At 44.4% G+C, this 22,542-nt stretch carries 20 protein-coding genes; 17 read left to right on the forward strand and 3 right to left on the reverse strand.

Annotated elements, in window-relative coordinates:
• Position 1 precedes the first annotated feature (1 nt).
• The 10 genes from msbA (at position 2) to pyrF (ending at position 9,240) form a co-directional block, all read left to right on the forward strand.
• On the forward strand, positions 2 to 1,750 hold the full coding sequence (gene msbA / locus AC3CH3_RS05310) for a lipid A ABC transporter ATP-binding protein/permease MsbA (protein ID WP_488537894.1): 1,749 nt from the start codon (positions 2 to 4) through the stop codon (positions 1,748 to 1,750).
• A 14-nt stretch (positions 1,751 to 1,764) separates the two neighbouring features.
• Entirely contained in the window at positions 1,765 to 2,772 is a 1,008-nt protein-coding gene (lpxK, locus tag AC3CH3_RS05315; RefSeq protein ID WP_488537895.1) for a tetraacyldisaccharide 4'-kinase, read from the forward strand.
• The gene (locus AC3CH3_RS05320; protein WP_004736429.1) at positions 2,753 to 2,932 is read left to right on the forward strand and encodes a Trm112 family protein; all 180 of its coding nucleotides are present in this window, start codon (positions 2,753 to 2,755) and stop codon (positions 2,930 to 2,932) included. Before lpxK ends, AC3CH3_RS05320 begins: the two co-directional genes overlap by 20 nt.
• Positions 2,932 to 3,678: a 3-deoxy-manno-octulosonate cytidylyltransferase gene (gene kdsB, locus AC3CH3_RS05325; RefSeq protein ID WP_009847141.1), complete on the forward strand. Its 747-nt coding sequence runs from the start codon at positions 2,932 to 2,934 to the stop codon at positions 3,676 to 3,678. The genes AC3CH3_RS05320 and kdsB overlap by 1 nt, the downstream gene beginning before the upstream one ends.
• Positions 3,679 to 3,966: 288 nt before the next feature.
• Complete coding sequence (gene cmk, locus AC3CH3_RS05330) at positions 3,967 to 4,647, forward strand: (d)CMP kinase (protein ID WP_017060237.1); 681 nt, start codon at positions 3,967 to 3,969, stop codon at positions 4,645 to 4,647.
• A gap of 106 nt (positions 4,648 to 4,753) precedes the next feature.
• On the forward strand, positions 4,754 to 6,424 hold the full coding sequence (rpsA, locus tag AC3CH3_RS05335; RefSeq protein ID WP_010439921.1) for a 30S ribosomal protein S1: 1,671 nt from the start codon (positions 4,754 to 4,756) through the stop codon (positions 6,422 to 6,424).
• Positions 6,425 to 6,545: 121 nt separating this feature from the next.
• Positions 6,546 to 6,830 carry an integration host factor subunit beta gene (ihfB, locus tag AC3CH3_RS05340; protein ID WP_017060238.1) on the forward strand — a complete coding sequence of 95 codons (285 nt, stop codon included), beginning with the start codon at positions 6,546 to 6,548 and terminating at the stop codon, positions 6,828 to 6,830.
• Between the two features lie 129 nt (positions 6,831 to 6,959).
• A complete protein-coding gene (locus AC3CH3_RS05345) occupies positions 6,960 to 7,232 on the forward strand; it encodes a LapA family protein (protein ID WP_017066774.1) in 273 nt (90 codons plus the stop codon).
• Between the two features lie 12 nt (positions 7,233 to 7,244).
• Complete coding sequence (gene lapB / locus AC3CH3_RS05350) at positions 7,245 to 8,420, forward strand: lipopolysaccharide assembly protein LapB (RefSeq protein ID WP_017060240.1); 1,176 nt, start codon at positions 7,245 to 7,247, stop codon at positions 8,418 to 8,420.
• Between the two features lie 124 nt (positions 8,421 to 8,544).
• Entirely contained in the window at positions 8,545 to 9,240 is a 696-nt protein-coding gene (gene pyrF, locus AC3CH3_RS05355; RefSeq protein WP_488537896.1) for an orotidine-5'-phosphate decarboxylase, read from the forward strand.
• A gap of 104 nt (positions 9,241 to 9,344) precedes the next feature.
• On the opposite strand, the gene miaE is transcribed toward pyrF, so the two are convergent.
• Together miaE and AC3CH3_RS05365 are read right to left on the reverse strand one after the other, a co-directional pair.
• Entirely contained in the window at positions 9,345 to 10,100 is a 756-nt protein-coding gene (gene miaE / locus AC3CH3_RS05360) for a tRNA isopentenyl-2-thiomethyl-A-37 hydroxylase MiaE (protein ID WP_017060242.1), read from the reverse strand.
• Between the two features lie 143 nt (positions 10,101 to 10,243).
• Positions 10,244 to 11,008: a hypothetical protein gene (locus AC3CH3_RS05365; RefSeq protein ID WP_019822470.1), complete on the reverse strand. Its 765-nt coding sequence runs from the start codon at positions 11,006 to 11,008 to the stop codon at positions 10,244 to 10,246.
• A gap of 322 nt (positions 11,009 to 11,330) precedes the next feature.
• Here AC3CH3_RS05365 and cysB point away from each other — a divergent pair, with 322 nt between their 5' ends.
• Together cysB and AC3CH3_RS05375 are read left to right on the forward strand one after the other, a co-directional pair.
• A complete protein-coding gene (gene cysB / locus AC3CH3_RS05370) occupies positions 11,331 to 12,305 on the forward strand; it encodes an HTH-type transcriptional regulator CysB (protein ID WP_017060244.1) in 975 nt (324 codons plus the stop codon).
• A 152-nt stretch (positions 12,306 to 12,457) separates the two neighbouring features.
• The gene (locus AC3CH3_RS05375; RefSeq protein ID WP_048658295.1) at positions 12,458 to 13,660 is read left to right on the forward strand and encodes a methyltransferase; all 1,203 of its coding nucleotides are present in this window, start codon (positions 12,458 to 12,460) and stop codon (positions 13,658 to 13,660) included.
• A gap of 158 nt (positions 13,661 to 13,818) precedes the next feature.
• Here AC3CH3_RS05375 and ald read toward each other — a convergent pair whose 3' ends face one another.
• Entirely contained in the window at positions 13,819 to 14,943 is a 1,125-nt protein-coding gene (ald, locus tag AC3CH3_RS05380; protein ID WP_488537897.1) for an alanine dehydrogenase, read from the reverse strand.
• Between the two features lie 156 nt (positions 14,944 to 15,099).
• Here ald and lrp point away from each other — a divergent pair, with 156 nt between their 5' ends.
• The 5 genes from lrp (at position 15,100) to serS (ending at position 22,464) form a co-directional block, all read left to right on the forward strand.
• Positions 15,100 to 15,594, forward strand: coding sequence for a leucine-responsive transcriptional regulator Lrp (gene lrp, locus AC3CH3_RS05385; RefSeq protein ID WP_004734558.1), 495 nt, complete (start codon positions 15,100 to 15,102; stop codon positions 15,592 to 15,594).
• 163 nt (positions 15,595 to 15,757) lie between these two features.
• Positions 15,758 to 18,916 carry a DNA translocase FtsK 4TM domain-containing protein gene (locus AC3CH3_RS05390; RefSeq protein WP_488537898.1) on the forward strand — a complete coding sequence of 1,053 codons (3,159 nt, stop codon included), beginning with the start codon at positions 15,758 to 15,760 and terminating at the stop codon, positions 18,914 to 18,916.
• 81 nt (positions 18,917 to 18,997) lie between these two features.
• Positions 18,998 to 19,594: an outer membrane lipoprotein periplasmic chaperone LolA gene (gene lolA, locus AC3CH3_RS05395; protein ID WP_048668726.1), complete on the forward strand. Its 597-nt coding sequence runs from the start codon at positions 18,998 to 19,000 to the stop codon at positions 19,592 to 19,594.
• A 64-nt stretch (positions 19,595 to 19,658) separates the two neighbouring features.
• Positions 19,659 to 21,014: a replication-associated recombination protein A gene (locus AC3CH3_RS05400; RefSeq protein ID WP_488537899.1), complete on the forward strand. Its 1,356-nt coding sequence runs from the start codon at positions 19,659 to 19,661 to the stop codon at positions 21,012 to 21,014.
• Positions 21,015 to 21,156: 142 nt separating this feature from the next.
• Entirely contained in the window at positions 21,157 to 22,464 is a 1,308-nt protein-coding gene (gene serS, locus AC3CH3_RS05405; RefSeq protein WP_048658298.1) for a serine--tRNA ligase, read from the forward strand.
• Positions 22,465 to 22,542: the final 78 nt, after the last annotated feature.

The following is a 22,542-nucleotide window of genomic DNA, read 5'->3' on the forward strand; positions in this document are numbered from 1 at the left end:
TATGTCAACACAAACAGATGAAACTACCTGGGTCACATTTAAAAGACTTTGGACTTATATTCGACTATATAAGGCCGGCCTTGGTGTTGCGGTTATTGCGCTTATTATAAATGCCGTCTCTGATACTTATATGATTTCCTTACTAAAGCCGTTACTTGATGAAGGCTTTGGTAATGCTGAATCTGACTTTTTACGCACGCTTCCAATCATTATCTTTGCCATGATGTTCATTCGTGGTGTCAGTGGTTTCGTCTCAACCTATTGCTTGAGCTGGGTTTCTGGCAATGTGGTTATGGAAATTCGTCGCAAAATTTTCAGTCATTTCATGCACATGCCTGTTTCTTTCTTCGATAAAGAACAGACAGGTGCGCTGCTATCTCGAATTACTTACGATTCTGAGCAAGTGTCTGCCGCGACGAGTAAAGCGCTAGTCAGCATTGTGCGTGAAGGTGCAAGCATTATTGGCTTGCTAACATTGATGTTCTGGAACAGCTGGCAGTTGTCTTTGGTTCTATTTGCGGTTGCTCCTCTTGTTGCGTGGGCGATCAGCATTGTATCGAAGCGATTTAGAAAGATTTCTAAAAACATGCAAACTAGCATGGGCCACGTTGCTTCTTCTGCTGAACAAATGTTAAAAGGCCACAAGGTGGTTCTTACTTACGGTGGTCAGGATCTAGAAAAACACCGCTTTGACAAAGTAAGTAACCAGATGCGCCAACAAAGCATGAAGTTAATCACCGCTCAAGCCGCTGCTAACCCGATCATTCAAATGATCGCTTCGGTTGCGATTGTGGTGGTTCTTTTCTTGGCGAGTGTCGACTCTATCAAAGCAGAACTAACGCCGGGTACATTCACTGTTGTGTTCTCTGCAATGTTTGGTTTGTTGCGTCCACTAAAAGCGCTAACTAACGTAACGTCTGAATTCCAACGCGGTATGGCAGCAAGTACCACGCTATTTGGTTTGATGGATCTAGATACAGAACAAAACAAAGGCACGTTGAAACCTGAAACCGTAACCGGTGAAGTTGCAGTAAAAGATGTGACGTTTACTTATGATGGTGCAGAGAAACCAGCACTTGATAAGGTGAGTTTCAATATTCCGAAAGGTAAGACAGTCGCACTTGTCGGCCGTTCAGGTTCGGGCAAGAGTACCATCGCTAACCTGTTTACTCGTTTCTATGACGTAGACTCAGGTACAATTGAGCTTGATGGCCACGACATTCGTGATTACGAATTGAGAAACCTGCGTGAGCACTTTGCTCTTGTTTCTCAAAATGTTCACCTGTTTAACGATACGGTCGCGAACAACATCGCGTATGCCGCAGAAGAGCAATATACTCGCGAACAGATTGAACACGCAGCCAAGCTTGCTCATGCGAGTGAGTTTATCGAAGGCATGGAAAATGGCATCGATACCGTTGTTGGTGAAAATGGCGCAAGCCTTTCTGGTGGTCAAAGACAGCGTATTGCGATTGCACGCGCTCTATTAAGAGATGCACCTGTGCTGATTCTTGATGAGGCGACGTCTGCATTGGATACTGAATCAGAGAGAGCGATTCAGTCTGCATTGGAAGAACTACAAAAAGATAAGACTGTATTGGTGATTGCTCACCGTTTATCTACTATCGAGCAAGCCGATGAGATCTTAGTGGTTGATGATGGCCAAATTGTAGAAAGAGGCGCGCACGCAGAACTAATCGCACATGATGGCGCTTATGCGCAGTTACACCGAATTCAATTCAGTGGATAAGATTAGGTCTTGTTGTGATCGAAAAGATTTGGTTTAACAATCACCCTTTGAAATATCTTCTCTGGCCGCTATTGTGGCCACTGAGTCTGCTGTTCAAAATGATCAGCGGTCAACGTCGTGACGCTTATCTATCGGGGAAGAAAGAAACCTACCGTCCACCATTGCCAGTAATTGTTGTTGGTAATATTACCGCTGGTGGTAATGGTAAAACACCAGTTGTGATTTGGTTGGTTGAGATGTTGCAAGCCAACGGCTTTAAACCAGGTGTGGTGTCGCGAGGTTATGGAGCTAAAGCGCCAAGCTACCCACTCGTACTAGATGAAAATACACCAGCCGAATATTCGGGTGATGAACCTCGTTTGATTCGAAAGCGAACTGGTTGTCCTGTTGCGGTTGACCCTGTACGGGCGAATGCAGTAAAGGCTTTGTTGAGTGAAGGTGTTAATGTCATCATCACTGATGATGGCCTTCAGCATTACGCGCTTGAACGCGACATTGAATTTGCAGTTATCGACGGCGCAAGACGCTTTGGTAGTGAGAGTTTGATTCCACTCGGTCCATTACGAGAGCCAGTATCACGTTTGGATGATGTAGATTTCTTGATTAATAATGGCGGAAAGGAGCAAGGGCGAGAGTTTTCAATGTCTTTGCAACCAAGCCAAGCTGTGAATCTAAAAACTGGTCAGAAAATATCGGTAGCAGAACTGCAGAAGCTTGTGGCTTTTGCTGGAATAGGTCATCCGCCACGCTTTTTTAAAACATTAAACGATCTTGATGGTGATGTGGTTTTCACACAGGGCTTCGCCGACCACCAAGATTTTGATAAAGATGAACTTCATGCCTTAGCTAAGAAAGGCATGAATCTGATTATGACAGAAAAAGACGCTGTAAAATGCGAGGAATATGCTCAAGACAACTGGTGGTATCTTCCAGTTTCTGCGCAGTTTGATGAAGGTTCGCAACAGCAAATTTTAAAAAGAATAAAAGAGGTTATGGAATACTATGGATCACCGTCTACTTGAGATCGTTGCTTGCCCTGTATGTAAAGGTAAACTAACTTTTGACAAGGATAAGCAAGAGCTTGTTTGTAAAATTGATCGCCTTGCTTACCCAATTAAAGAGGGTATTCCTGTTCTTTTAGAACCTGAAGCTCGCACCGTTTCTATGGATGAGGGTAAGTAATGTCTTATACGGTTGTTATACCTGCAAGATACCAATCGAGCCGTTTGCCAGGGAAGCCACTTGCTGACATTGGTGGAAAGCCGATGATTCAATGGGTATACGAACAGTCAATGAAAGCGGGTGCCGATAACGTTATTATTGCTACCGATGACGCTCGAGTTGAAAAAGCGGCTAAAGCATTTGGCGCGACCGTTTGTATGACATCACCGAATCATGAGTCAGGCACTGAACGCCTAGCTGAAGTGATTGAAGTTATGAAAATTCCTGATGATCATATTATCGTGAATGTTCAAGGTGATGAGCCACTTATCCCACCTGCGATCATTAATCAGGTTGCCAACAATCTTGCGAACAGTACAGCTCCGATGGCAACGTTAGGTGTGGAAATTACTCATGCTGATGAAGTGTTTAACCCTAACGCTGTTAAAGTTGTAACCGATAAAGACGGTTACGCCTTATATTTTAGCCGAGCAACTATCCCTTGGGATCGTGATGCTTACGCGAACAACGGTACTGCAGCGGAATCTCCTTTGCTTCGTCATATTGGTATCTATGCTTACCGAGCGGGTTTTATCAATACCTACATCAATTGGGAACCAAGTACTCTTGAGCGTATTGAGTGCCTAGAGCAATTACGCGTGCTTTGGTACGGTGAAAAAATCCACGTAGATGTTGCGGCGGAAGCGCCGGCTGCTGGTGTTGATACGCCTGAAGACCTAGAAGCGGTTCGAGCTATTATTGGCTAAGCTTCTTTGAGCGAGTTCTTCTTTGCTCTACAAAATGAGAAATGATGAGCCTTGCCTATTGCGAGGCTTTTTTCTATCTACCGAAAAGTGCGCTATCGAAAAGCGCGTGTCTGATTGACCTAAGCAAACGGATATCGAGATAGTTGCATTGCTTTATGCATCATCAACACGGAATTATCTGAGATTTACCTCGCTCGAGTTCCAATTTTTCTCTATAATATTCCGCCTATAAAGTAGTGGCGAATCGCTAGTACAGAATAAAACTTACGACAAAACGTGGAGTAAAAGATGCCTTCTCAAAGCCCAGTGATTACGGTTGATGGACCAAGTGGTGCAGGTAAAGGTACCCTGTGTATGTTGCTAGCAGATAAGCTAGGCTTTCATCTTCTAGACTCAGGCGCGATCTATCGCGTATTGGCTTTAGCGGCAATTCACCATGGTGTGGATACTGAATCAGAGGATGCTTTAGTACCGCTTGCTACACACTTAGACGTGCAGTTTATTGCTGAAGGCGACTTAGTTAAGGTTATCCTAGAAGGTGAAGATGTGTCGGGTGAGCTTCGTAAAGAAGAGACTGGCATGGCGGCTTCAAAAGTTGCTGCTTTACCTCGCGTTCGCGAAGCACTGCTTCGTCGTCAACGTGCATTCAGCGCTGCGCCTGGTTTGGTTGCAGATGGCCGTGATATGGGAACGGTTGTGTTTCCTGAAGCTGAAGCGAAAATATTTTTAGATGCAAGTGCTGAAGAGCGTGCGAGTCGCCGCCTTAAACAGTTGCAACAGAAGGGGTTAGATGTTAAATTTGACGACCTTTTGAGCGAGATCCAAGAGCGAGACGATCGAGATCGTAATCGCCCAGTGGCGCCACTTCGCCCTGCAGAGGATGCTCTAGTGCTTGACTCCACCTCAATGAATATTGAGCAGGTAGTAGAAAAAGCACTACACTATATTGAATCGAAACTGGCTGGGTAATTTCGCCGAGCTAGTACGAACGTTGGTCGCAAGGATGATGACCGGCGAATTTATCAACCCCATGCGGTAGGATACCCATGGACGTTTAATTATTGAAGATTAAATAATGACTGAATCTTTTGCTCAACTCTTTGAAGAGTTTCTATCTGAAACTGAATTCCAACAAGGCAGCATCGTTAAAGGTACTGTAGTAGCTATCGAGAACGGTTTCGTTCTTGTAGACGCTGGTCTTAAGTCTGAATCTGCTATCCCTGCTGAACAATTCAAGAACGCTGCTGGCGAACTTGAAGTTGAAGTTGGTGCTGAAGTAGACGTAGCTCTAGACGCTGTTGAAGATGGTTTCGGTGAAACTCAACTTTCTCGTGAGAAAGCTAAGCGTCACGAAGCTTGGATCGTACTTGAGAAAGCTTGTGAAGAAGCTGAAACTGTTGTTGGTATCATCAACGGTAAAGTTAAAGGCGGTTTCACTGTTGAACTTAACGGTATCCGTGCTTTCCTTCCAGGTTCTCTAGTAGACGTACGTCCTATCCGTGACACTGCTCACCTAGAAAACAAAGAGCTAGAGTTCAAAGTAATCAAGCTAGACCAGAAGCGTAACAACGTTGTTGTTTCTCGTCGTGCTGTTATCGAATCTGAAAACAGTGTTGAGCGTGACGAACTTCTTGAAACTCTACAAGAAGGTACTGAAGTTAAAGGTATCGTTAAGAACCTTACTGACTACGGTGCATTCGTTGACCTTGGCGGTGTTGACGGTCTTCTACATATCACAGATATGGCTTGGAAGCGCGTTAAGCACCCATCAGAGATCGTTAACGTTGGTGACGAAATCCTAGTTAAAGTTCTTAAGTTCGATCGTGAGCGCACTCGTGTTTCACTAGGTCTTAAGCAACTAGGCGAAGATCCATGGGTAGCAATCGCTAAGCGTTACCCAGAAGGTCACAAGCTTTCTGGTCGTGTTACAAACCTAACTGACTACGGCTGCTTCGTTGAAATCGAAGAAGGCGTTGAAGGTCTAGTACACGTTTCTGAAATGGATTGGACTAACAAGAACATCCACCCTTCTAAAGTTGTTAATGTTGGCGACGAAGTTGAGGTTATGGTTCTTGATATCGACGAAGAACGTCGTCGTATCTCTCTAGGTCTGAAACAGTGTAAAGCTAACCCATGGCAGTCATTTGCAGAAATGCAAGCTAAGGGCGACAAAGTTACTGGTAAGATCAAGTCTATCACTGACTTTGGTATCTTCATCGGTCTAGAAGGCGGTATCGACGGTCTTGTACACCTATCTGACATTTCTTGGAACGCTGCCGGCGAAGAAGCTGTACGTGAATACAAGAAAGGCGACGAAATCTCTGCTGTTGTTCTAGCAGTAGATGCAGAGCGTGAGCGTATTTCTCTTGGCGTTAAGCAAATGGAAAACGACCCGTTCAACGCATACGTTGCTGACAACAAGAAAGGTGTTCTTGTAAACGGTACTGTTACTGCAGTTGACGCGAAAGGCGCTACTATCGAGCTAATCGAAGGCGTTGAAGGTTACATCCGCGCTTCTGAAGTTTCTCGCGACCGTATCGAAGATGCATCTCTAATCCTAAGCGTTGGCGACAGCGTTGAAGCGAAGTTCACTGGTGTAGACCGTAAGAACCGCGTAATCAACCTATCTATCAAAGCTAAAGATGAAGCTGATGAGCAAGAAGCAATGGCTTCACTGAACAAGTCTGAAGAAGGCGCGTTCGGTAACGCAATGGCAGACGCATTCAAAGCTGCTAAAGGCGAATAATAGCTTCTCATTAAGAGAATTATAGCTATCTAGCCAAGAAAGGAGCCGTAAGGCTCCTTTTTTTTTGCTTATTTTTCCGATAGGTCTATAATTTCTAAAAAGAAAACCAACGAGGGTAACTATGACTAAGTCTGAATTGATTGAAAGACTGTGCGCTGAGCAAACGCATCTTTCTGCAAAAGAAATTGAAGACGCTGTAAAAGACATTTTAGAGCATATGGCTTCAACACTAGAAAGTGGTGATCGAATCGAAATTCGCGGTTTTGGCAGCTTTTCTCTGCATTATCGTGAGCCTCGTGTTGGACGTAACCCAAAGACTGGTGACAAGGTAGAGTTAGAAGGTAAATACGTTCCTCACTTCAAACCAGGTAAAGAGCTGCGTGAACGAGTAAACTCAGGAATGTAGCCTACTTATCGGAATTAAGAAAAGCGGCATACTATAATGTATGCCGCTTTTTTATGACCATAATATGGTGGTCTGATTAGTAATTTTCCTGCATAATCGTACAGCTAACCAACCAATGAGTGATGAACTATGAAAATTATAAAAATAGTCGCCGTTATCGCACTTTTCCTAATTGCACTGGCTTTAGGCTCTCAAAACCAAACAACTGTAAATTTCAACTATCTGCTAGCGCAAGGTGACTTCCACCTCTCAAGTTTATTAGGTGTTGTATTCGTTTCAGGCTTCGCCCTTGCTTGGTTAGTCTTTGGTAACATGCACATGCGGTCTCAGCTAAAAATTCATCGCTTAAAGAAGCAACTCAATAAGCAATCAAAGCAGGTCGCTGCTGATACTAAAGCTTAAAGGCTATATTTGATGTTAGAGTTACTGTTCTTACTTTTGCCCATCGCAGCCGCATATGGCTGGTATATGGGTAATCGTAATGCTCAGCAAGAAAAACAAAAGCAATCACACCAGATCTCCCGTCAATACGTGACGGGTTTGAACCTATTACTGTCAGATCAATCTGACAAAGCGGTTGATCACTTCATTGAGCTGCTTCAAGTAGACAATGAAACCATCGATACTCACTTAGCTTTGGGCAACTTGTTCCGCTCAAGAGGCGAAGTCGACCGCGCTATTCGCATTCACCAAAATCTCATCTCTCGTTCGGGGCTTACCCTCGATCAGAAAAACCTCGCACTGCAACAATTAGCCAAAGACTATATGGTCTCTGGTTTCCTTGATCGCGCTGAAAAAATCTTTGAACAGCTTGTAGAAGAACCTGACCATAAAGAGGGCGCTTTACAGCAGTTGGTTGCTATTTATCAGCAGACCCGCGAGTGGAACAAGGCTATCCATTACGGAAATATCTTAGTTAAGCTCGGCAAGAAAAAAATGAAGATGCGTGCGACCGTTGCGCATTTCTGGTGTGAGCTTGCAATGCAAGAACAAGCCGATGGTAATCGTTCTAAAGCGCTTCAGCATTTTAAGAAGGCGCTTTCTGAAGACCCTAAATGTGTTCGCGCAAGTATCGCACTAGGGAAGTTCCACTTAGCGAACGAAGATTACCAAAAGACAATTGATTGTCTTGAATCGGTACTTGAACAAGATATCGATTTTATCAGTGAGGTGTTGCCAACCCTTGCTGAGTGTTACCACAAGCTTGGACAAGAAGCTCAATTGGTCGAGTTCCTCAAAGCGTGTATTCAGAAGAAAGCCGGTGTATCTGCCGAACTGATGCTGGCGCAATTGGTTGCTCACCATGAAGATGTAGGCTCAGCTCAAGAGCTACTGACAAAGCAGCTTGTTAAAAACCCAACTATGAAAGGTTTTTATCGATTAATCGATTACCACCTAGCGGAAGCAGAAGAAGGCCGAGCAAAAGACAGCTTAACCACACTTCAATCTATGGTTGGTGAACAGCTTAAGGTTAAGCCTCATTACCGTTGTCGTCAGTGTGGTTTCTCGACACACTCTTTGTATTGGCACTGCCCTTCATGTAAAGGGTGGGGGACGATCAAGCCTATTCGTGGGCTTGATGGTGAATAGATTTGTGGTCACTTTAAGACCAAATTATTAATTGCAGCTTTCGGGCTGCATTTTTATGACTGTTATTTATCACCTGCTTAGGTGATTAGAAATTTTTAGAAAGTTAACTGCGTTAGGAGATGAAATGAACGACCAAAAAATCATTGTAGCCTTGGATTATGATAATCAAGCGGATGCGTTAGCCTTTGTCGATCGAATTGACCCAGCATCTTGCCGCCTAAAAGTGGGCAAAGAGATGTTTACCCTGTTTGGCCCTGAATTTGTTCGTGAATTACATAAGCGTGGTTTCTCAGTATTTTTAGACCTTAAATTCCACGACATCCCGAACACATGTTCAAAAGCAGTCCGTGCTGCCGCTGAACTGGGTGTTTGGATGGTGAACGTACACGCAAGTGGCGGTGAGCGTATGATGACGGCTTCTCGCGAAATCTTAGAACCTTATGGCAAAGATCGTCCACTGTTAATCGGTGTAACGGTACTCACCAGTATGGAGCAATCTGACTTAGCGGGTATCGGTCTGGATCTTGAACCACAACAACAAGTGATGCGCTTGGCTTCTCTAACGAAAAACTCTGGCTTAGACGGTGTTGTATGTTCTGCACAAGAGGCTTCTTTGCTTAAAGGTGCACTTGGTCAAAAGTTCAAGCTAGTTACTCCAGGTATTCGTCCTGTCGGCGCAGATGTGGGTGACCAGAAGCGCATCATGACGCCTTCTAAAGCGATTGAATCAGGTTCAGACTACCTTGTTATTGGTCGTCCGATTACGCAAGCGATAGACCCTGCTGCTGTACTTGCAGAGATCAACGGTACGCTTTCTTAAGTCTATATTTGGATTGAGATATAAATAAAGAAGGCCAGCAAATTGCTGGCCTTAATTTTTTAGTCTGGATTAGTCTAAACTGGACTGAATGTTCTGTGTGGAGCCTAAACCGGAGCACCACTATGGAATTTGAAGTCGCTGTCTTCTGAAGTGATAAGATCAGCTTCTACTTGAGCAAAATGCGAAATACGCTCTGAAATATCTTTCCCTGCGATCTGTTCTGCTAGCTCAAGGTAATCTTGGTAGTGGCGAGCTTCTGAACGAAGTAGAGACACGTAAAACTTCTCCATGTCTTCTTCCAAGAAAGGAGCCAATTTAGCGAAGCGCTCACAAGAGCGAGCTTCAATAAACGCACCGATGATAAGCTTATCAACCAGAGCATCAGGCTCGTAAGTCTTAACTTGTTTGATCAAGCCCTTAGCGTAACGACCCGCCTCGATTGGCTGGTAAGTCACGCCTTTCTTCTCCATCAACTCCATGACTTGGTAGAAGTGATGCAGCTCTTCTTTGATCAGTAAAACCATCTTATCGATTAGGTCAGCACCGTAATTACAGCCTTCTTTCGCTGTGATTTGCTTGGATACGTTGCTTTTACCACGCAGAGACTCTAAGTCTCCGATACGACGGTAAGCAAATTGCTCGTATGGCAAAATCCATTCATTCAGTTGTTTCGCGCTTTCTTTATCAACTGCGTACTTGCGGATAAGGAACAAAGCACTCTGTGCAGCCTTCAGTTCACACAGCATGTGATCGCGTAGAATGATGTGAAGATTTTCAGGCTTTTTGGCTTCATCTATCCATGAATCTGGCGTTTCGGCTTTAAGAAAAGAGTGGATTGGAGCGAGTAATTCTTGATACATGGTCAGGGAAAGTTTGTTGATAATGCGGGGATTTTATCACAGCTCAAGAGATCTCCCTATACAGAGAAAGGAAATTCAACAGCTACAAAAAAGGCCGCCTATTTAATGTAAATAAGGCGGCCTTTAAGTGTTGAGTTAGACTGTTACCATTTCTTCTTCTGACCGAAGAGGGCATCCATATCGTCTTCACGCTCTTTAGATTCCATCTGCTGCAAATCTTGAGCGTTTTTGTCTTGGCGTTTCTGGTCAAGTTCGTTGAGCATCTGCTGAAGCTTTTCTTTGGCTTGATTAGAGTAGGAGTCGTTCTTAGTCGCTAAAGCATCAATGCCTTTGCGTAATAGCTGAATCGCTGTTCCCGGTTGTCCGCGAGAAATCGAATCGTTTGCACGTTTAATAACATTTTCAATGTTAATACGGATTTGAATCGTTTCTAGGCGAGCATTTTCAACCACATAAGCTTGAGTCTCGAAACGGCCTTTATTGTGCTCGTTACGTACCGTATCACGCAGGCGCTTAACGAGCTTTAGCATCATGATCGCTTGCTTGTCACTGCTTGGTGAGCGGAAAGCGGTACTCTCGCCACCTTTGTAGTTCTCTTTAAGCTGAGTAATCTGTTGTTTTACGCTTTCAATGCGTTGGGCAAGCTGCTTATTTTTTGGATCGAGTTGATACATGTTTTCTAATGCATCAAGAATCCGATTGTTTAAGCACACAAGAAGATCTTGGCTAAACGGCATGTGATGAGCGTTGCCAATCAGTTCTTCTGTACCGTCAATAATGGTTAGATAACGAGAAGCTTCCTGTTTCTTCGCTGTTTCTACCTTAACTTTATATTGAAGCATGATGTTGTAGCCTAAAACTAACACCAAAAGAACGGCTACTAAGGCGATTATTAAACCAATATTCATATGTTTGAGTCTGCTTATTATTTTCTATAGCTAACCTGAGAGGATACACGATTCCATTGTGTATCGGCACTCGTAAATTGCAATTTCTGATTATCTCTTGTTGAGCGAAATCGGCAATCAAAACTTACCCACTAATGTATGAGAATGAGGGTTGGGTTGCAAAGCGTTAGTGATGTTTTTGTTTGTTAAGCTAGAAAAACTCAATTTTTCTGTCATTTTTGTGTTTGAAGCGTTATAACTATTAATTATATTACACGAGACTATAACGCTCTCTTTGCAAATAAGTTAGCACAGAAATGAGTAAAGGATTACGAGGTTAGATATGAAGTTACAGCAACTGAAGTACATTGTTGAGGTTGTAAACCATAACCTAAATGTTTCAGCTACAGCAGAGAGTTTGTACACATCTCAGCCAGGCATTAGTAAGCAAGTTAGATTACTTGAAGACGAGCTAGGCATTCAGATTTTTGAGCGTAGTGGTAAGCATTTAACACAGGTTACCCAAGCCGGTGAGGATATCATTCGCATCTCTCAAGAGATTTTAGCTCGTGTTGAGAGTATTAAAGCCGTAGCGGGTGAACACACTCATCCAGAGATGGGTACATTGAATATTTCAACCACTCATACTCAAGCTCGTTATGCACTGCCTGATGTGATTAAAGGTTTTACTGCGCGTTATCCAAAAGTATCGCTTCACATGCACCAAGGTACACCAAGCCAGATGTCAGAAGCGGTAGCTAAGGGTACAGCGAACTTTGCGATTGCAACGGAAGCGCTGCACCTTTATCAAGATGCGATTATGCTGCCTTGTTACCACTGGAACCGCTCGATCGTTGTGACCAAAGATCACCCTCTGGCACAGAAGCGAAATATAACGATCGAAGATCTTGCGGCTTATTCTCTAGTGACCTACGTATTTGGTTTCACTGGTCGTTCTGAGCTTGATACTGCGTTCAATAAAGTTGGCCTAACACCGCGTGTTGTGTTTACCGCGACCGATGCGGACGTCATCAAAACGTATGTTCGCATGGGCATTGGTGTGGGTGTCATCGCAAGTATGGCGATTGACCACGAGCAAGATACCGATTTGGTTGCGATTGATGCGAGTCACCTATTTGGTGCTAGTACCACAAGCATTGGCTTTAGAAAAGGCACATTCCTGCGTTCTTACATGTTTGATTTTATGGAGCGTTTTGCGCCGCACCTAACTCGCCCAGTAGTTGAGCAAGCCATTTCTTTGAAGTCTAATGAAGAGATCGAAGAGATGTTTAAAGATATCGAACTACCTGTTCGTTAATCTCTTCATTTAAAGCTAGACTCTTATTCGGCCTGTATTTACAGGCCGTTTTGTTTTCGGCTTTATTGGGCGTGCGTTTTTTAGTTCTCTTTGTCTCGAACCTTTCCATTTGAAGCTCTTACCCCTACAATCCACGCACCATAGGGGGAATCATGCATTCACGATTTACAATTCTCGACTCATTTTTGTTAGAGCACCAAGTTTATTGGCGTTCAGAGCCTTTTCACCTATGCCAAACTCAACAGCAACCATGGCAAGAGGCCAATCGTCCACTTGTTGACTGGTTAGAAGACTTAAGCATTGAAAGCATTCAAACTTTAAAAGAAAACCCTGAGCTGTTGGCCGAGGAACTGATTCGTTTCCTTCCTGATTTAGAGCTCGCGAATCAAAATATTCAGTTTGATAATACAGCTTTGGTAGGGCTCCACCTCCCTCGTGGTACTGCCGATGGTATTCCAGGTAGAAAGTTGCAACAAATCGTGTCGATGGGAGAGGCGGTACTTGATCACCACCATGGTAAAGAGTGGCTGGAGTGGTGTTCTGGTAAAGGCTTCCTTGGTCGAATCTTATCTCAACAATCGAAGCAAAAAGTGACCAGCTTCGAGTGGCAACAATCGCTGTGCGAAAGCGGCCAAAAGATTGCAGATGCACGACGTTTAGAAATGACGTTCGTTCAAGGTGATGCCTTTTCTGAGAGTGCTGATAAGGTGTTTAATTCTAATCAACATGCGGTCGCTCTTCATGCTTGTGGTGATCTCCATGTTGAGTTAGTTAAAAAGTCCGTGTCGCATGGGCTTCCTGCTGTGACTATATCCCCTTGTTGTTATCACCTTATTCGTGACGACAACTACAAGGCGATGTCATCAGTGGCACAAGCCTCGGCTTTAACATTGAGCAAGAGTGATTTACGAATTCCACTCCAAGAAACCGTTACTGGTGGCGAAAGGGTAAAGCGACATCGCCAATTGGAGATGAGTTATCGCCTAGGCTTCAGTCAGTTACTCAAGGCTGAAATGGGGATTGATGAATACATTCCCGTGCCGAGCATCAAAAAATCAGAATTGTCTGCGGGCTTTAAAGCTTTTTGTTTATGGGCTTCAGAGATTAAAGAGCTCCCAATTCGTTTGGATACCGATTTTGAGTCTTATCTTGTTCAAGGGGAGCAACTTTTCTGGGAGATGGAAAAACTAAGCCTGGTTCAGCAAGTCTTTAGACGACCATTAGAGATATGGCTAGCGTTGGATCGCGCGATTTATTTAAAAGAACAAGGCTACGAAGCCACCATCGAAGAGTTTTGTGAACGTAGTGTCACACCTCGAAATCTGTTGGTTCATGGTGTTAAGAGCGATAGATAAACGATGCGGTTATTAGAAAGCGTGCTAATCATCGCTTTCGAACGATAGTGTTATAGAGACAAAAAAGCCAGTTCGACAAAATCGGACTGGCTTTTTAATGTGTGGATTAACTGAACGCTTCAACGAGAAAATTTGACGCTCAGTTAGTTACTACATCATTAGTTAAACATTGCGATAGCTTCTGCTGGATCTACGTATTCAAGGTCAAAGCTTTCTGCAACTTCTTTACAAGTTACTTTACCGTGAATGACGTTTAGACCTTCTAGGAAGCCTTTATCAGATAGAAGTGCTTCGCGGTAGCCTTTGTTCGCTAGCTTAACAATGTAAGGAAGTGTTGCATTGTTTAGTGCGTAAGTTGAAGTACGCGCTACAGCACCTGGCATGTTTGCAACACAGTAGTGAACTACGTCATCAACGATGTAAGTTGGGTCTGCGTGAGTGGTCGCGTGAGAAGTCTCGAAACAACCGCCTTGGTCGATTGCAACATCAACAACTGCTGAACCTGGCTTCATCTTAGCGATGTGATCTTTTGTTACTAGTTTTGGAGCTGCTGCGCCAGGAATTAGTACTGCACCAATCACTAGGTCTGCTTCTAGAACATGCTTTTCAATCGCATCTTCAGTAGAATAAACCATTTTTGCGCGACCTTGGAATTCTTCATCAAGACGACGAAGTGTATCTACGTTACGGTCAAGGATTGTAACATCAGCGCGAAGGCCAACAGCCATACGTGCTGCGTTAGCACCTACGACGCCGCCACCAACAACAACAACTTTTGCTGGTTCAACACCTGGAACGCCACCAAGAAGAAGACCACAACCACCGTTAGATTTCTCTAATGTTTGTGCACCTGCTTGAATAGACATGCGACCAGCTACTTCAGACATTGGTGCTAATAGTGGCAAGCGACCCATATTATCTGTTACAGTCTCATAGGCTACGCAGACAGCTTTGCTCTTGATAAGCTCTTCAGTTTGTGGAAAATCTGGTGCAAGGTGTAAATAGGTAAATAATATTTGCCCTTCGCGAAGCATAGCTCGCTCGACAGCTTGAGGTTCTTTAACCTTTACAATCATCTCTGCTTTCGCGAAAACGTCAGCAGCAGTAGGAAGAATGGATGCGCCTACAGCGATGTAATCATCGTCTGAAAAACCGATACCAGTACCGGCATTGGTTTCTACAAAAACTTGGTGGCCGTGTGAGATTAGTTCTCTCACGCTAGCTGGGGTCATACCAACGCGGTATTCGTGGTTCTTGATTTCCTTAGGTACGCCAATGATCATCCTGACTCCTCATTTTATTTTGGTTGTTTTATCTATGTGTAGGGTAATTCTGTCGAATTAATATCTAGTATAGATAGGTTCAGATAAAATTTGATACTGAATATTAAAAAGTTGTAGTATATTTTTTTGCAAGGAAGTAATAAGGTGGAATAAAAAATGGCAGACAATTATAAGAAGCCGTCCAAGGAACTAGATCGTATTGACCGCAACATTCTTAATGAGTTGCAAAAAGACGGTCGTATCTCAAACGTTGAACTCTCAAAACGAGTAGGACTTTCTCCAACTCCATGTCTTGAACGTGTTCGTCGTTTAGAACGTCAAGGTTACATTACTGGGTACACAGCATTGCTGAACCCACAGTACCTTGATGCTTCACTTTTAGTGTTTGTTGAAATTACGTTGAACCGTGGTGCGCCAGATGTGTTCGAACAATTCAACACCGCTGTGCAGAAACTAGATGATATCCAAGAGTGTCATTTAGTGTCGGGTGATTTTGACTATCTTCTAAAAACACGTGTATCTGATATGGGTGCTTACCGTAAGCTACTGGGTGATACGTTACTTCGTCTACCGGGCGTAAACGACACTCGAACTTACGTTGTAATGGAAGAAGTGAAACAAACTAATCAACTTGTGATTAAAACTCGTTAGTCACAATTGGTGAAATGAAAGAAAGCGGACATTTGTTCCGCTTTCTTGCTTTCTGGAATTGGGTTTTTCTGTTTGATATGGTTAAATCAACAGTAGTTTCATTGAAACGAGCGGCTTTTGCCGCTCGAGATGTTTTTATCCCGTTTAATTATTAAGTTGGTTTATGTTCAAGCAGAGCAGTAATAAAGTAGAAACAATCATTAAAACGAGTGAAGAGCCTCAGTCTCCTCGTTTGAGTGGTTCTCAACGTCTCAAAGAGTGCAGCCTGATTCTCGGTGTTCTCTTCTCTATTCTACTTGCCGTTGCGTTATTAACTTTTAGTCCAGCTGACCCATCATGGTCGCAAACGGCGTGGGGTGGTGACATTCAAAATGCGGGTGGTTATCTAGGTGCTTGGTTGGCGGATACACTTTTCTTCGTATTTGGTTCTTTGGCTTACCCTTTGCCTATCTTGGTGACGGTTGCTGCGTGGGTATTATTCCGCAAACGTAATGAAGACGAGCAGATCGACTTCATGCTGTGGGGCACTCGCTTACTTGGCCTGACTATCCTAATCCTTACTAGTTGTGGTCTAGCGGATATTAACTTTGACGACATCTGGTACTTTTCATCAGGTGGAGTCGTGGGTGACGTCTTAACAAGCCTTGCACTTCCGACGTTGAATGTTCTTGGTAGTACGCTGGTTCTTCTTTTCTTATGGGGTGCTGGTTTTACTCTATTAACTGGTATTTCTTGGTTAAGCATTGTGGAATGGTTAGGTGAATGTGCCATCAAATTCTTCACGTCTGCTGTTAATAAGGCTCGTGGCCAAGATCAAGAGCTACTAGAGCCTCAGCTAAGAGAATCAGCAGACCGCGATTTAATCGAAGAACGTCATCAAGAGCCGAGTTACCGTGATGTTCCTGCTTTAGAAGATAACAAAGAATCAACAGAGAATGATCCACTAGATCCTGCAATGAGCTTTTCTGCGACCAATGATTCGTCAGATGCGGCTGCAAGTGCGCTAGAGAGCGCTGCGACACCGAAGCGCCATTACAATATTCACATGCCTGTTGAGGCGCCAGCGAAGCAAGAAGCTTCAGAACAAGAAGAACCTCAGGTTCAGCGCCAACCTCAAGTTGCACCTGAGTCGATCCCTGTAGCACCTGTTTACAAAGCGCCAGAAGAACCGTTAGAAGAAGGTATTGAGCGCTCGAAGCAGCTTAATGCCACTATCGAGCAGCTAGAAAACGCCGCTGTGTATGAAGATGATCTTGCTGAGCAAGAGCAGGTTGATGCGCATGAATCTCAAATCGCGTATCAGCAATACATGCAGAATGAGCAACAAGACGTTACCTCTACTGATATGGCTCTTGAAAGTGCAGAACCAGAGATCAATAGCTCGCCAGAAGTAACGAATGAATTCGATGTTGAAGATGTTCAGCCAGAATCTCTATACGCTTCACCAATGGGTGAGCCAGAAGCAACTGTGGAAGACGATTTCTCTGCACAAGCTTCACCATTTGATGTAGCGGAAGAGCAGACTGACGAACAGGTTTTCGCTCCTGAAGCTCAGCAGACTGAAACCGAGCAAGCTGATGCAGAATTAGCGGATGAGCGATTTGAACCTTTCTCTTATCAAGAAGAACATTCAGAGCCTGAACAGCCAACAGCACAAAGCCAAGAACCAGCTGTTGATCTTCCTTGGGAAGAAGTAACGGAAGAAGAACCTTCGCATCAAGATCAAGATGTCGCCGCATTCCAAAGCATTGTTTCTGAAGCTCAAGCGAATATGGCAGCGGCGCAGAATCCGTTCTTGGTTCAACAAGATGTTAATTTACCGAAGCCTGCTGAGCCATTACCAACACTTGAATTGTTATTCCACCCTGAAAAGCGTGAAACCTTTATTGACCGTGACGCACTAGAGGCAATTGCTCGTCTTGTTGAATCTAAGCTAGCGGACTACAAGATCAAAGCCGATGTGGTTGATATTTTCCCTGGCCCAGTAATCACTCGATTCGAACTTGATCTGGCTCCGGGTGTGAAAGTAAGCCGTATTTCTGGCCTTTCTATGGACTTAGCGCGTTCACTCTCTGCATTGGCTGTACGTGTCGTAGAAGTGATTCCGGGTAAACCTTATGTTGGCTTAGAACTGCCGAATATGAGTCGCCAAACTGTATTCTTCTCAGACGTGGTTGCTAGCCCTCAGTTCCAAGAAGCGAAATCGCCAACGACAGTGGTTCTAGGACAAGACATCGCTGGTGAAGCCGTTATTGCTGATCTATCGAAAATGCCTCACGTTCTAGTTGCAGGTACAACCGGTTCTGGTAAGTCGGTAGGTGTGAACGTAATGATTCTGAGTATGCTTTACAAAGCATCACCGGAAGATGTTCGATTTATCATGATCGACCCGAAAATGCTTGAGCTATCGGTTTATGAGGGTATTCCTCATCTATTGTCTGAAGTGGTAACCGACATGAAAGATGCGTCGAACGCCCTTCGTTGGTGTGTTGGCGAGATGGAACGACGTTATAAGCTGATGTCAGCATTAGGCGTTCGTAACATTAAAGGTTACAACGATAAGCTTAAGATGGCAGCGGAAGCGGGTCACCCAATTCACGATCCACTGTGGAAGCCGGGCGACAGCATGGACCCAGAAGCGCCATTGCTTGAGAAACTGCCTTACATTGTGGTTATCGTTGATGAATTTGCCGACCTAATCATGGTGGTTGGTAAGAAGGTTGAAGAACTGATTGCACGTTTGGCACAAAAAGCACGTGCGGCGGGTGTTCACTTGATCCTAGCGACGCAACGTCCATCAGTGGATGTTATTACTGGTCTTATTAAAGCGAACATTCCAACCCGTGTGGCCTTTACGGTATCAACTAAAACGGATTCACGAACTATCCTTGACCAAGGTGGTGCGGAATCACTATTGGGCATGGGTGATATGCTTTACTTGCCTCCTGGTTCTAGCCATACAACTCGTGTTCACGGTGCCTTTGCATCTGATGACGATGTACACGCAGTTGTGAATAACTGGAAAGCGCGTGGTAAGCCAAACTATATTGATGAGATCACTAACGGCGAACAAACCCCAGAAACCTTGCTTCCGGGTGAGAAGATGGAAGGTGATGAAGAGGTCGATCCTCTGTTTGATCAAGTGGTAGAACACGTTGTTCATTCACGTCGTGGTTCAGTTTCAGGCGTACAGCGTCGATTCAAGATTGGTTACAACCGTGCTGCACGTATTGTCGAGCAACTTGAAGCTCAAGGTATCGTAAGTGCTCCAGGCCATAACGGTAACCGAGAAGTCTTGGCACCAGCGCCACCAAAAGATTAGGTCAACACGCTCTATGAACTTATACCCATTAAGTCGGTCAAATCGAAAATATGACCGACTTATGTTTTAACAGGATTATTGATGAAAAAAGTATTCGCACTTTTATTTATGAGCTTCTCAGTGTTTGCTTCTCCGAAGGAAGAGTTGAGTAGCCGTTTGGCATTAAACGCAGGCTTTAGCGCTGACTTTAAACAAGTCGTGACCAGCCCTGATGGTGATGTTGTTATGGAAGGTGAGGGCACGGTTGAGATTGCACGCCCAAGCTTGTTCCGCTGGGAGACAACTTTCCCGGACGAAAACTTATTGGTCTCTGACGGCCAGAGTTTGTGGTATTACAGCCCATTCATTGAGCAAGTGAGTATTTATTGGCAAGAGCAAGCGACATCGCAAACACCTTTTGTCCTGCTTACACGTAACCAAGAAAGCGATTGGGATAACTACAACGTCGCGCAAACAGGTAACCAATTTACACTAACACCAACGGCAGCGGACTCTAATCAGGGTGACTTCCAGATTAATATCACCGAGAAAGGCATTGTTCAGGGCTTTAATGTGATTGAACAAGACGGTCAAAAAGGTGAGTTTACCTTTAGCAATGTTGACTTGGGTAAACCTGCAGCAGACCGTTTTACTTTTGTGGCGCCGGAAGGTGTCGAGGTCGACGACCAAAGAAACTGATCTAAAGAAGCAGATCGTTTGGTAGTACGTCGATAGGCATTAATGCCATCAACGAATCAAGAGATTGCAATTGAGTAATTACAGCTTAGATTTTGCGGGGGACGAAGATTTTCGTCCCCTTGCTGCTCGTATGAGACCGGAAACTGTCGAACAGTATATCGGTCAGCAGCATATATTAGGCCCAGGTAAACCACTTCGCAGAGCATTGGAAGCGGGTGATATCCACTCGATGATTTTGTGGGGGCCTCCGGGCACCGGTAAAACGACGTTAGCCGAAGTAGCAGCAAACTATGCGAATGCAGAAGTTGAACGCGTATCGGCGGTAACTTCGGGCGTAAAAGACATTCGTATTGCGATTGAAAAAGCGCGTGAGAACAAGCGAGCAGGGCGCAGAACCATCCTGTTTGTGGACGAAGTCCATCGCTTTAACAAAAGTCAGCAGGATGCTTTTCTGCCTCATATCGAAGATGGTACCGTGACCTTTATTGGTGCGACGACAGAAAACCCTTCTTTTGAGTTGAACAACGCTTTGTTGTCACGTGCGCGTGTCTACAAACTGACTTCTCTCAATACCGAGGATATTTCCCTCGTCATCCGCCAAGCGATTGAAGATAAGCAACGTGGGTTAGGTGATGTGCCTGCTGATTTTGCTGATAATGTTTTAGATCGCCTTGCAGAACTGGTTAACGGCGACGCGCGTATGTCGCTTAATTATCTTGAACTGCTGTATGACATGGCAGAAGACAACGATAAAGGTGAGAAATCGATAACCTTGCAGCTGTTGGCTGAAGTGGCCGGTGAGAAAGTCGCTCGTTTTGATAATAAAGGCGATATTTGGTATGACCTAATATCTGCAGTTCATAAGTCAATTCGTGGTTCAAACCCTGATGCGGCTTTATATTGGTCGGCACGCATGATTGCGGCAGGTTGCGATCCTCTGTATATCGTTAGACGCTTGCTGGCGATTGCTTCTGAAGATATTGGCAATGCTGACCCTCGCGCAATGCAAGTCGCGATGTCGGCTTGGGATTGTTTTACACGTATTGGCCCTGCTGAAGGGGAGCGTGCGATTGCACAGGCGGTTGTTTATCTCGCGTGTGCACCAAAGAGTAACGCCGTTTATACAGCTTGGAAGCAAGCGTTAACAGACGCGCACAATCTGCCTGAATATGAAGTCCCTCATCATTTACGGAATGCACCCACAACTTTGATGAAGGACATGGGCTACGGGCAAGAATACCGTTATGCTCATGATGAACCTGGAGCCTACGCGGCTGGGGAAAAGTATCTGCCTCCTGAAATGGGAGAGAAGCAATACTATTTCCCAACAAAACGAGGCTTAGAGACCAAAATTGGCGAGAAGCTAGATTATCTGGCGGATTTGGACGCAAAAAGCCCACAAAAACGCTATGAAAAGTAGTCTTTTTTGGATATCGTTACCTAGTCATAAAAATTCAATTAAATCGTTAGAAATTGGTCGAAATAGCACCAGTTTTAGGGGTTTAGCAGTGATTCAGTAGCAAACTACTGAATATTCAAATAACTAAAGCATAGGATTAGCAATGCTGGATTCTAAATTACTTCGAGCTGAGCTGGATGAAACAGCGGCAAAATTAGCACGTCGAGGCTTCACCCTTGATGTAGAGACAATTCGTGAACTTGAAGAAAAACGTAAGTCCCTTCAGATGAAAACTGAAGAGCTACAAGCGTTACGTAACTCTCGATCGAAGTCCATTGGTCAAGCGAAAGCAAAAGGCGACCATGAAGAAGCTGAGCGTATCCTTGCTGAAGTAGGCAACCTAGGCGCAGAACTAGACCAAGCTAAAGTAGCATTGGCTGATCTTCAATCTGAGCTAGAAACGATCACAATGTCTATTCCTAACCTACCTGATGCAGAAGTGCCAGATGGTAAAGATGAAGACGACAACGTAGAAGTTTCTCGTTGGGGTCAACCTAAGGCTTACGACTTTGAAGTGAAAGATCATGTAGATCTTGGCGAAATGTCTGGCGGTCTTGATTTTGCTAGCGCAGTTAAAATCTCTGGTTCTCGTTTCATCGTGATGAAAGGCAAATTCGCACGCCTACACCGTGCTATTGCTCAGTTCATGCTGGACCTTCACACTGATGAGCACGGCTACACAGAAATGTACGTACCGTACCTAGTGAACCACGATAGCCTTTACGGTACTGGTCAACTTCCGAAGTTCGGCGAAGACTTGTTCCATACAAGCCCGCTAACTGAGCAAGTAAGTGACGTACCTCTTAAGACTCTATCGCTTATCCCTACTGCGGAAGTACCGGTAACGAACATGGTTCGTGACACGATTACTGATGAAGCTGAACTGCCACTTAAGATGACAGCTCACACGCCATGTTTCCGTTCTGAAGCGGGTTCTTACGGTCGTGACACTCGTGGTCTTATCCGTATGCACCAATTCGACAAAGTTGAACTAGTACAAATCACTAAACCAGAAGACTCTATGGCAGCTCTTGAAGAGCTAACAGGTCATGCTGAGAAAGTACTTCAACTTCTAGAGCTTCCTTACCGTAAAGTGATTCTATGTACTGGCGACATGGGCTTCGGTTCTGCGAAAACTTACGACTTAGAAGTATGGGTTCCAGCACAAGAGACTTACCGTGAAATCTCTTCTTGTTCAAACATGTGGGATTTCCAAGCGCGTCGTATGCAAGCTCGTTTCCGTCGTAAAGGCGAGAAGAAACCTGAACTTGTACACACACTAAACGGTTCTGGTCTTGCTGTAGGTCGTACTATGGTTGCTATTCTTGAGAACAACCAAGAAGCTGATGGCCGTATTGCTATCCCAGCAGTACTTCAGCCATACATGGGCGGCGTAACGCACATCGGTTAATCTAATTATTTAGCGCCTCGCGCGAAATAGATTATTTAAAAGGCTTTGCTGTAATGGCAAAGCCTTTTTTGTATGTGG

It is taken from the genome of Vibrio sp. QJM3NY_35 (assembly GCF_057785915.1).

Bases quoted from the DNA above. Each gene is read 5' to 3' on its own strand.
- msbA (WP_488537894.1), top strand. From the start codon at position 2: ATGTCAACACAAACAGATGAAACTACCTGGGTCACATTTAAAAGACTT.
- AC3CH3_RS05320 (WP_004736429.1), top strand. From the start codon at position 2,753: ATGGATCACCGTCTACTTGAGATCGTTGCTTGCCCTGTATGTAAAGGT.
- kdsB (WP_009847141.1), top strand. From the start codon at position 2,932: ATGTCTTATACGGTTGTTATACCTGCAAGATACCAATCGAGCCGTTTG.
- cmk (WP_017060237.1), top strand. From the start codon at position 3,967: ATGCCTTCTCAAAGCCCAGTGATTACGGTTGATGGACCAAGTGGTGCA.
- rpsA (WP_010439921.1), top strand. From the start codon at position 4,754: ATGACTGAATCTTTTGCTCAACTCTTTGAAGAGTTTCTATCTGAAACT.
- ihfB (WP_017060238.1), top strand. From the start codon at position 6,546: ATGACTAAGTCTGAATTGATTGAAAGACTGTGCGCTGAGCAAACGCAT.
- AC3CH3_RS05345 (WP_017066774.1), top strand. From the start codon at position 6,960: ATGAAAATTATAAAAATAGTCGCCGTTATCGCACTTTTCCTAATTGCA.
- lapB (WP_017060240.1), top strand. From the start codon at position 7,245: ATGTTAGAGTTACTGTTCTTACTTTTGCCCATCGCAGCCGCATATGGC.
- pyrF (WP_488537896.1), top strand. From the start codon at position 8,545: ATGAACGACCAAAAAATCATTGTAGCCTTGGATTATGATAATCAAGCG.
- miaE (WP_017060242.1), bottom strand. From the start codon at position 10,100: ATGTATCAAGAATTACTCGCTCCAATCCACTCTTTTCTTAAAGCCGAA.
- AC3CH3_RS05365 (WP_019822470.1), bottom strand. From the start codon at position 11,008: ATGAATATTGGTTTAATAATCGCCTTAGTAGCCGTTCTTTTGGTGTTA.
- cysB (WP_017060244.1), top strand. From the start codon at position 11,331: ATGAAGTTACAGCAACTGAAGTACATTGTTGAGGTTGTAAACCATAAC.
- AC3CH3_RS05375 (WP_048658295.1), top strand. From the start codon at position 12,458: ATGCATTCACGATTTACAATTCTCGACTCATTTTTGTTAGAGCACCAA.
- ald (WP_488537897.1), bottom strand. From the start codon at position 14,943: ATGATCATTGGCGTACCTAAGGAAATCAAGAACCACGAATACCGCGTT.
- lrp (WP_004734558.1), top strand. From the start codon at position 15,100: ATGGCAGACAATTATAAGAAGCCGTCCAAGGAACTAGATCGTATTGAC.
- AC3CH3_RS05390 (WP_488537898.1), top strand. From the start codon at position 15,758: ATGTTCAAGCAGAGCAGTAATAAAGTAGAAACAATCATTAAAACGAGT.
- lolA (WP_048668726.1), top strand. From the start codon at position 18,998: ATGAAAAAAGTATTCGCACTTTTATTTATGAGCTTCTCAGTGTTTGCT.
- serS (WP_048658298.1), top strand. From the start codon at position 21,157: ATGCTGGATTCTAAATTACTTCGAGCTGAGCTGGATGAAACAGCGGCA.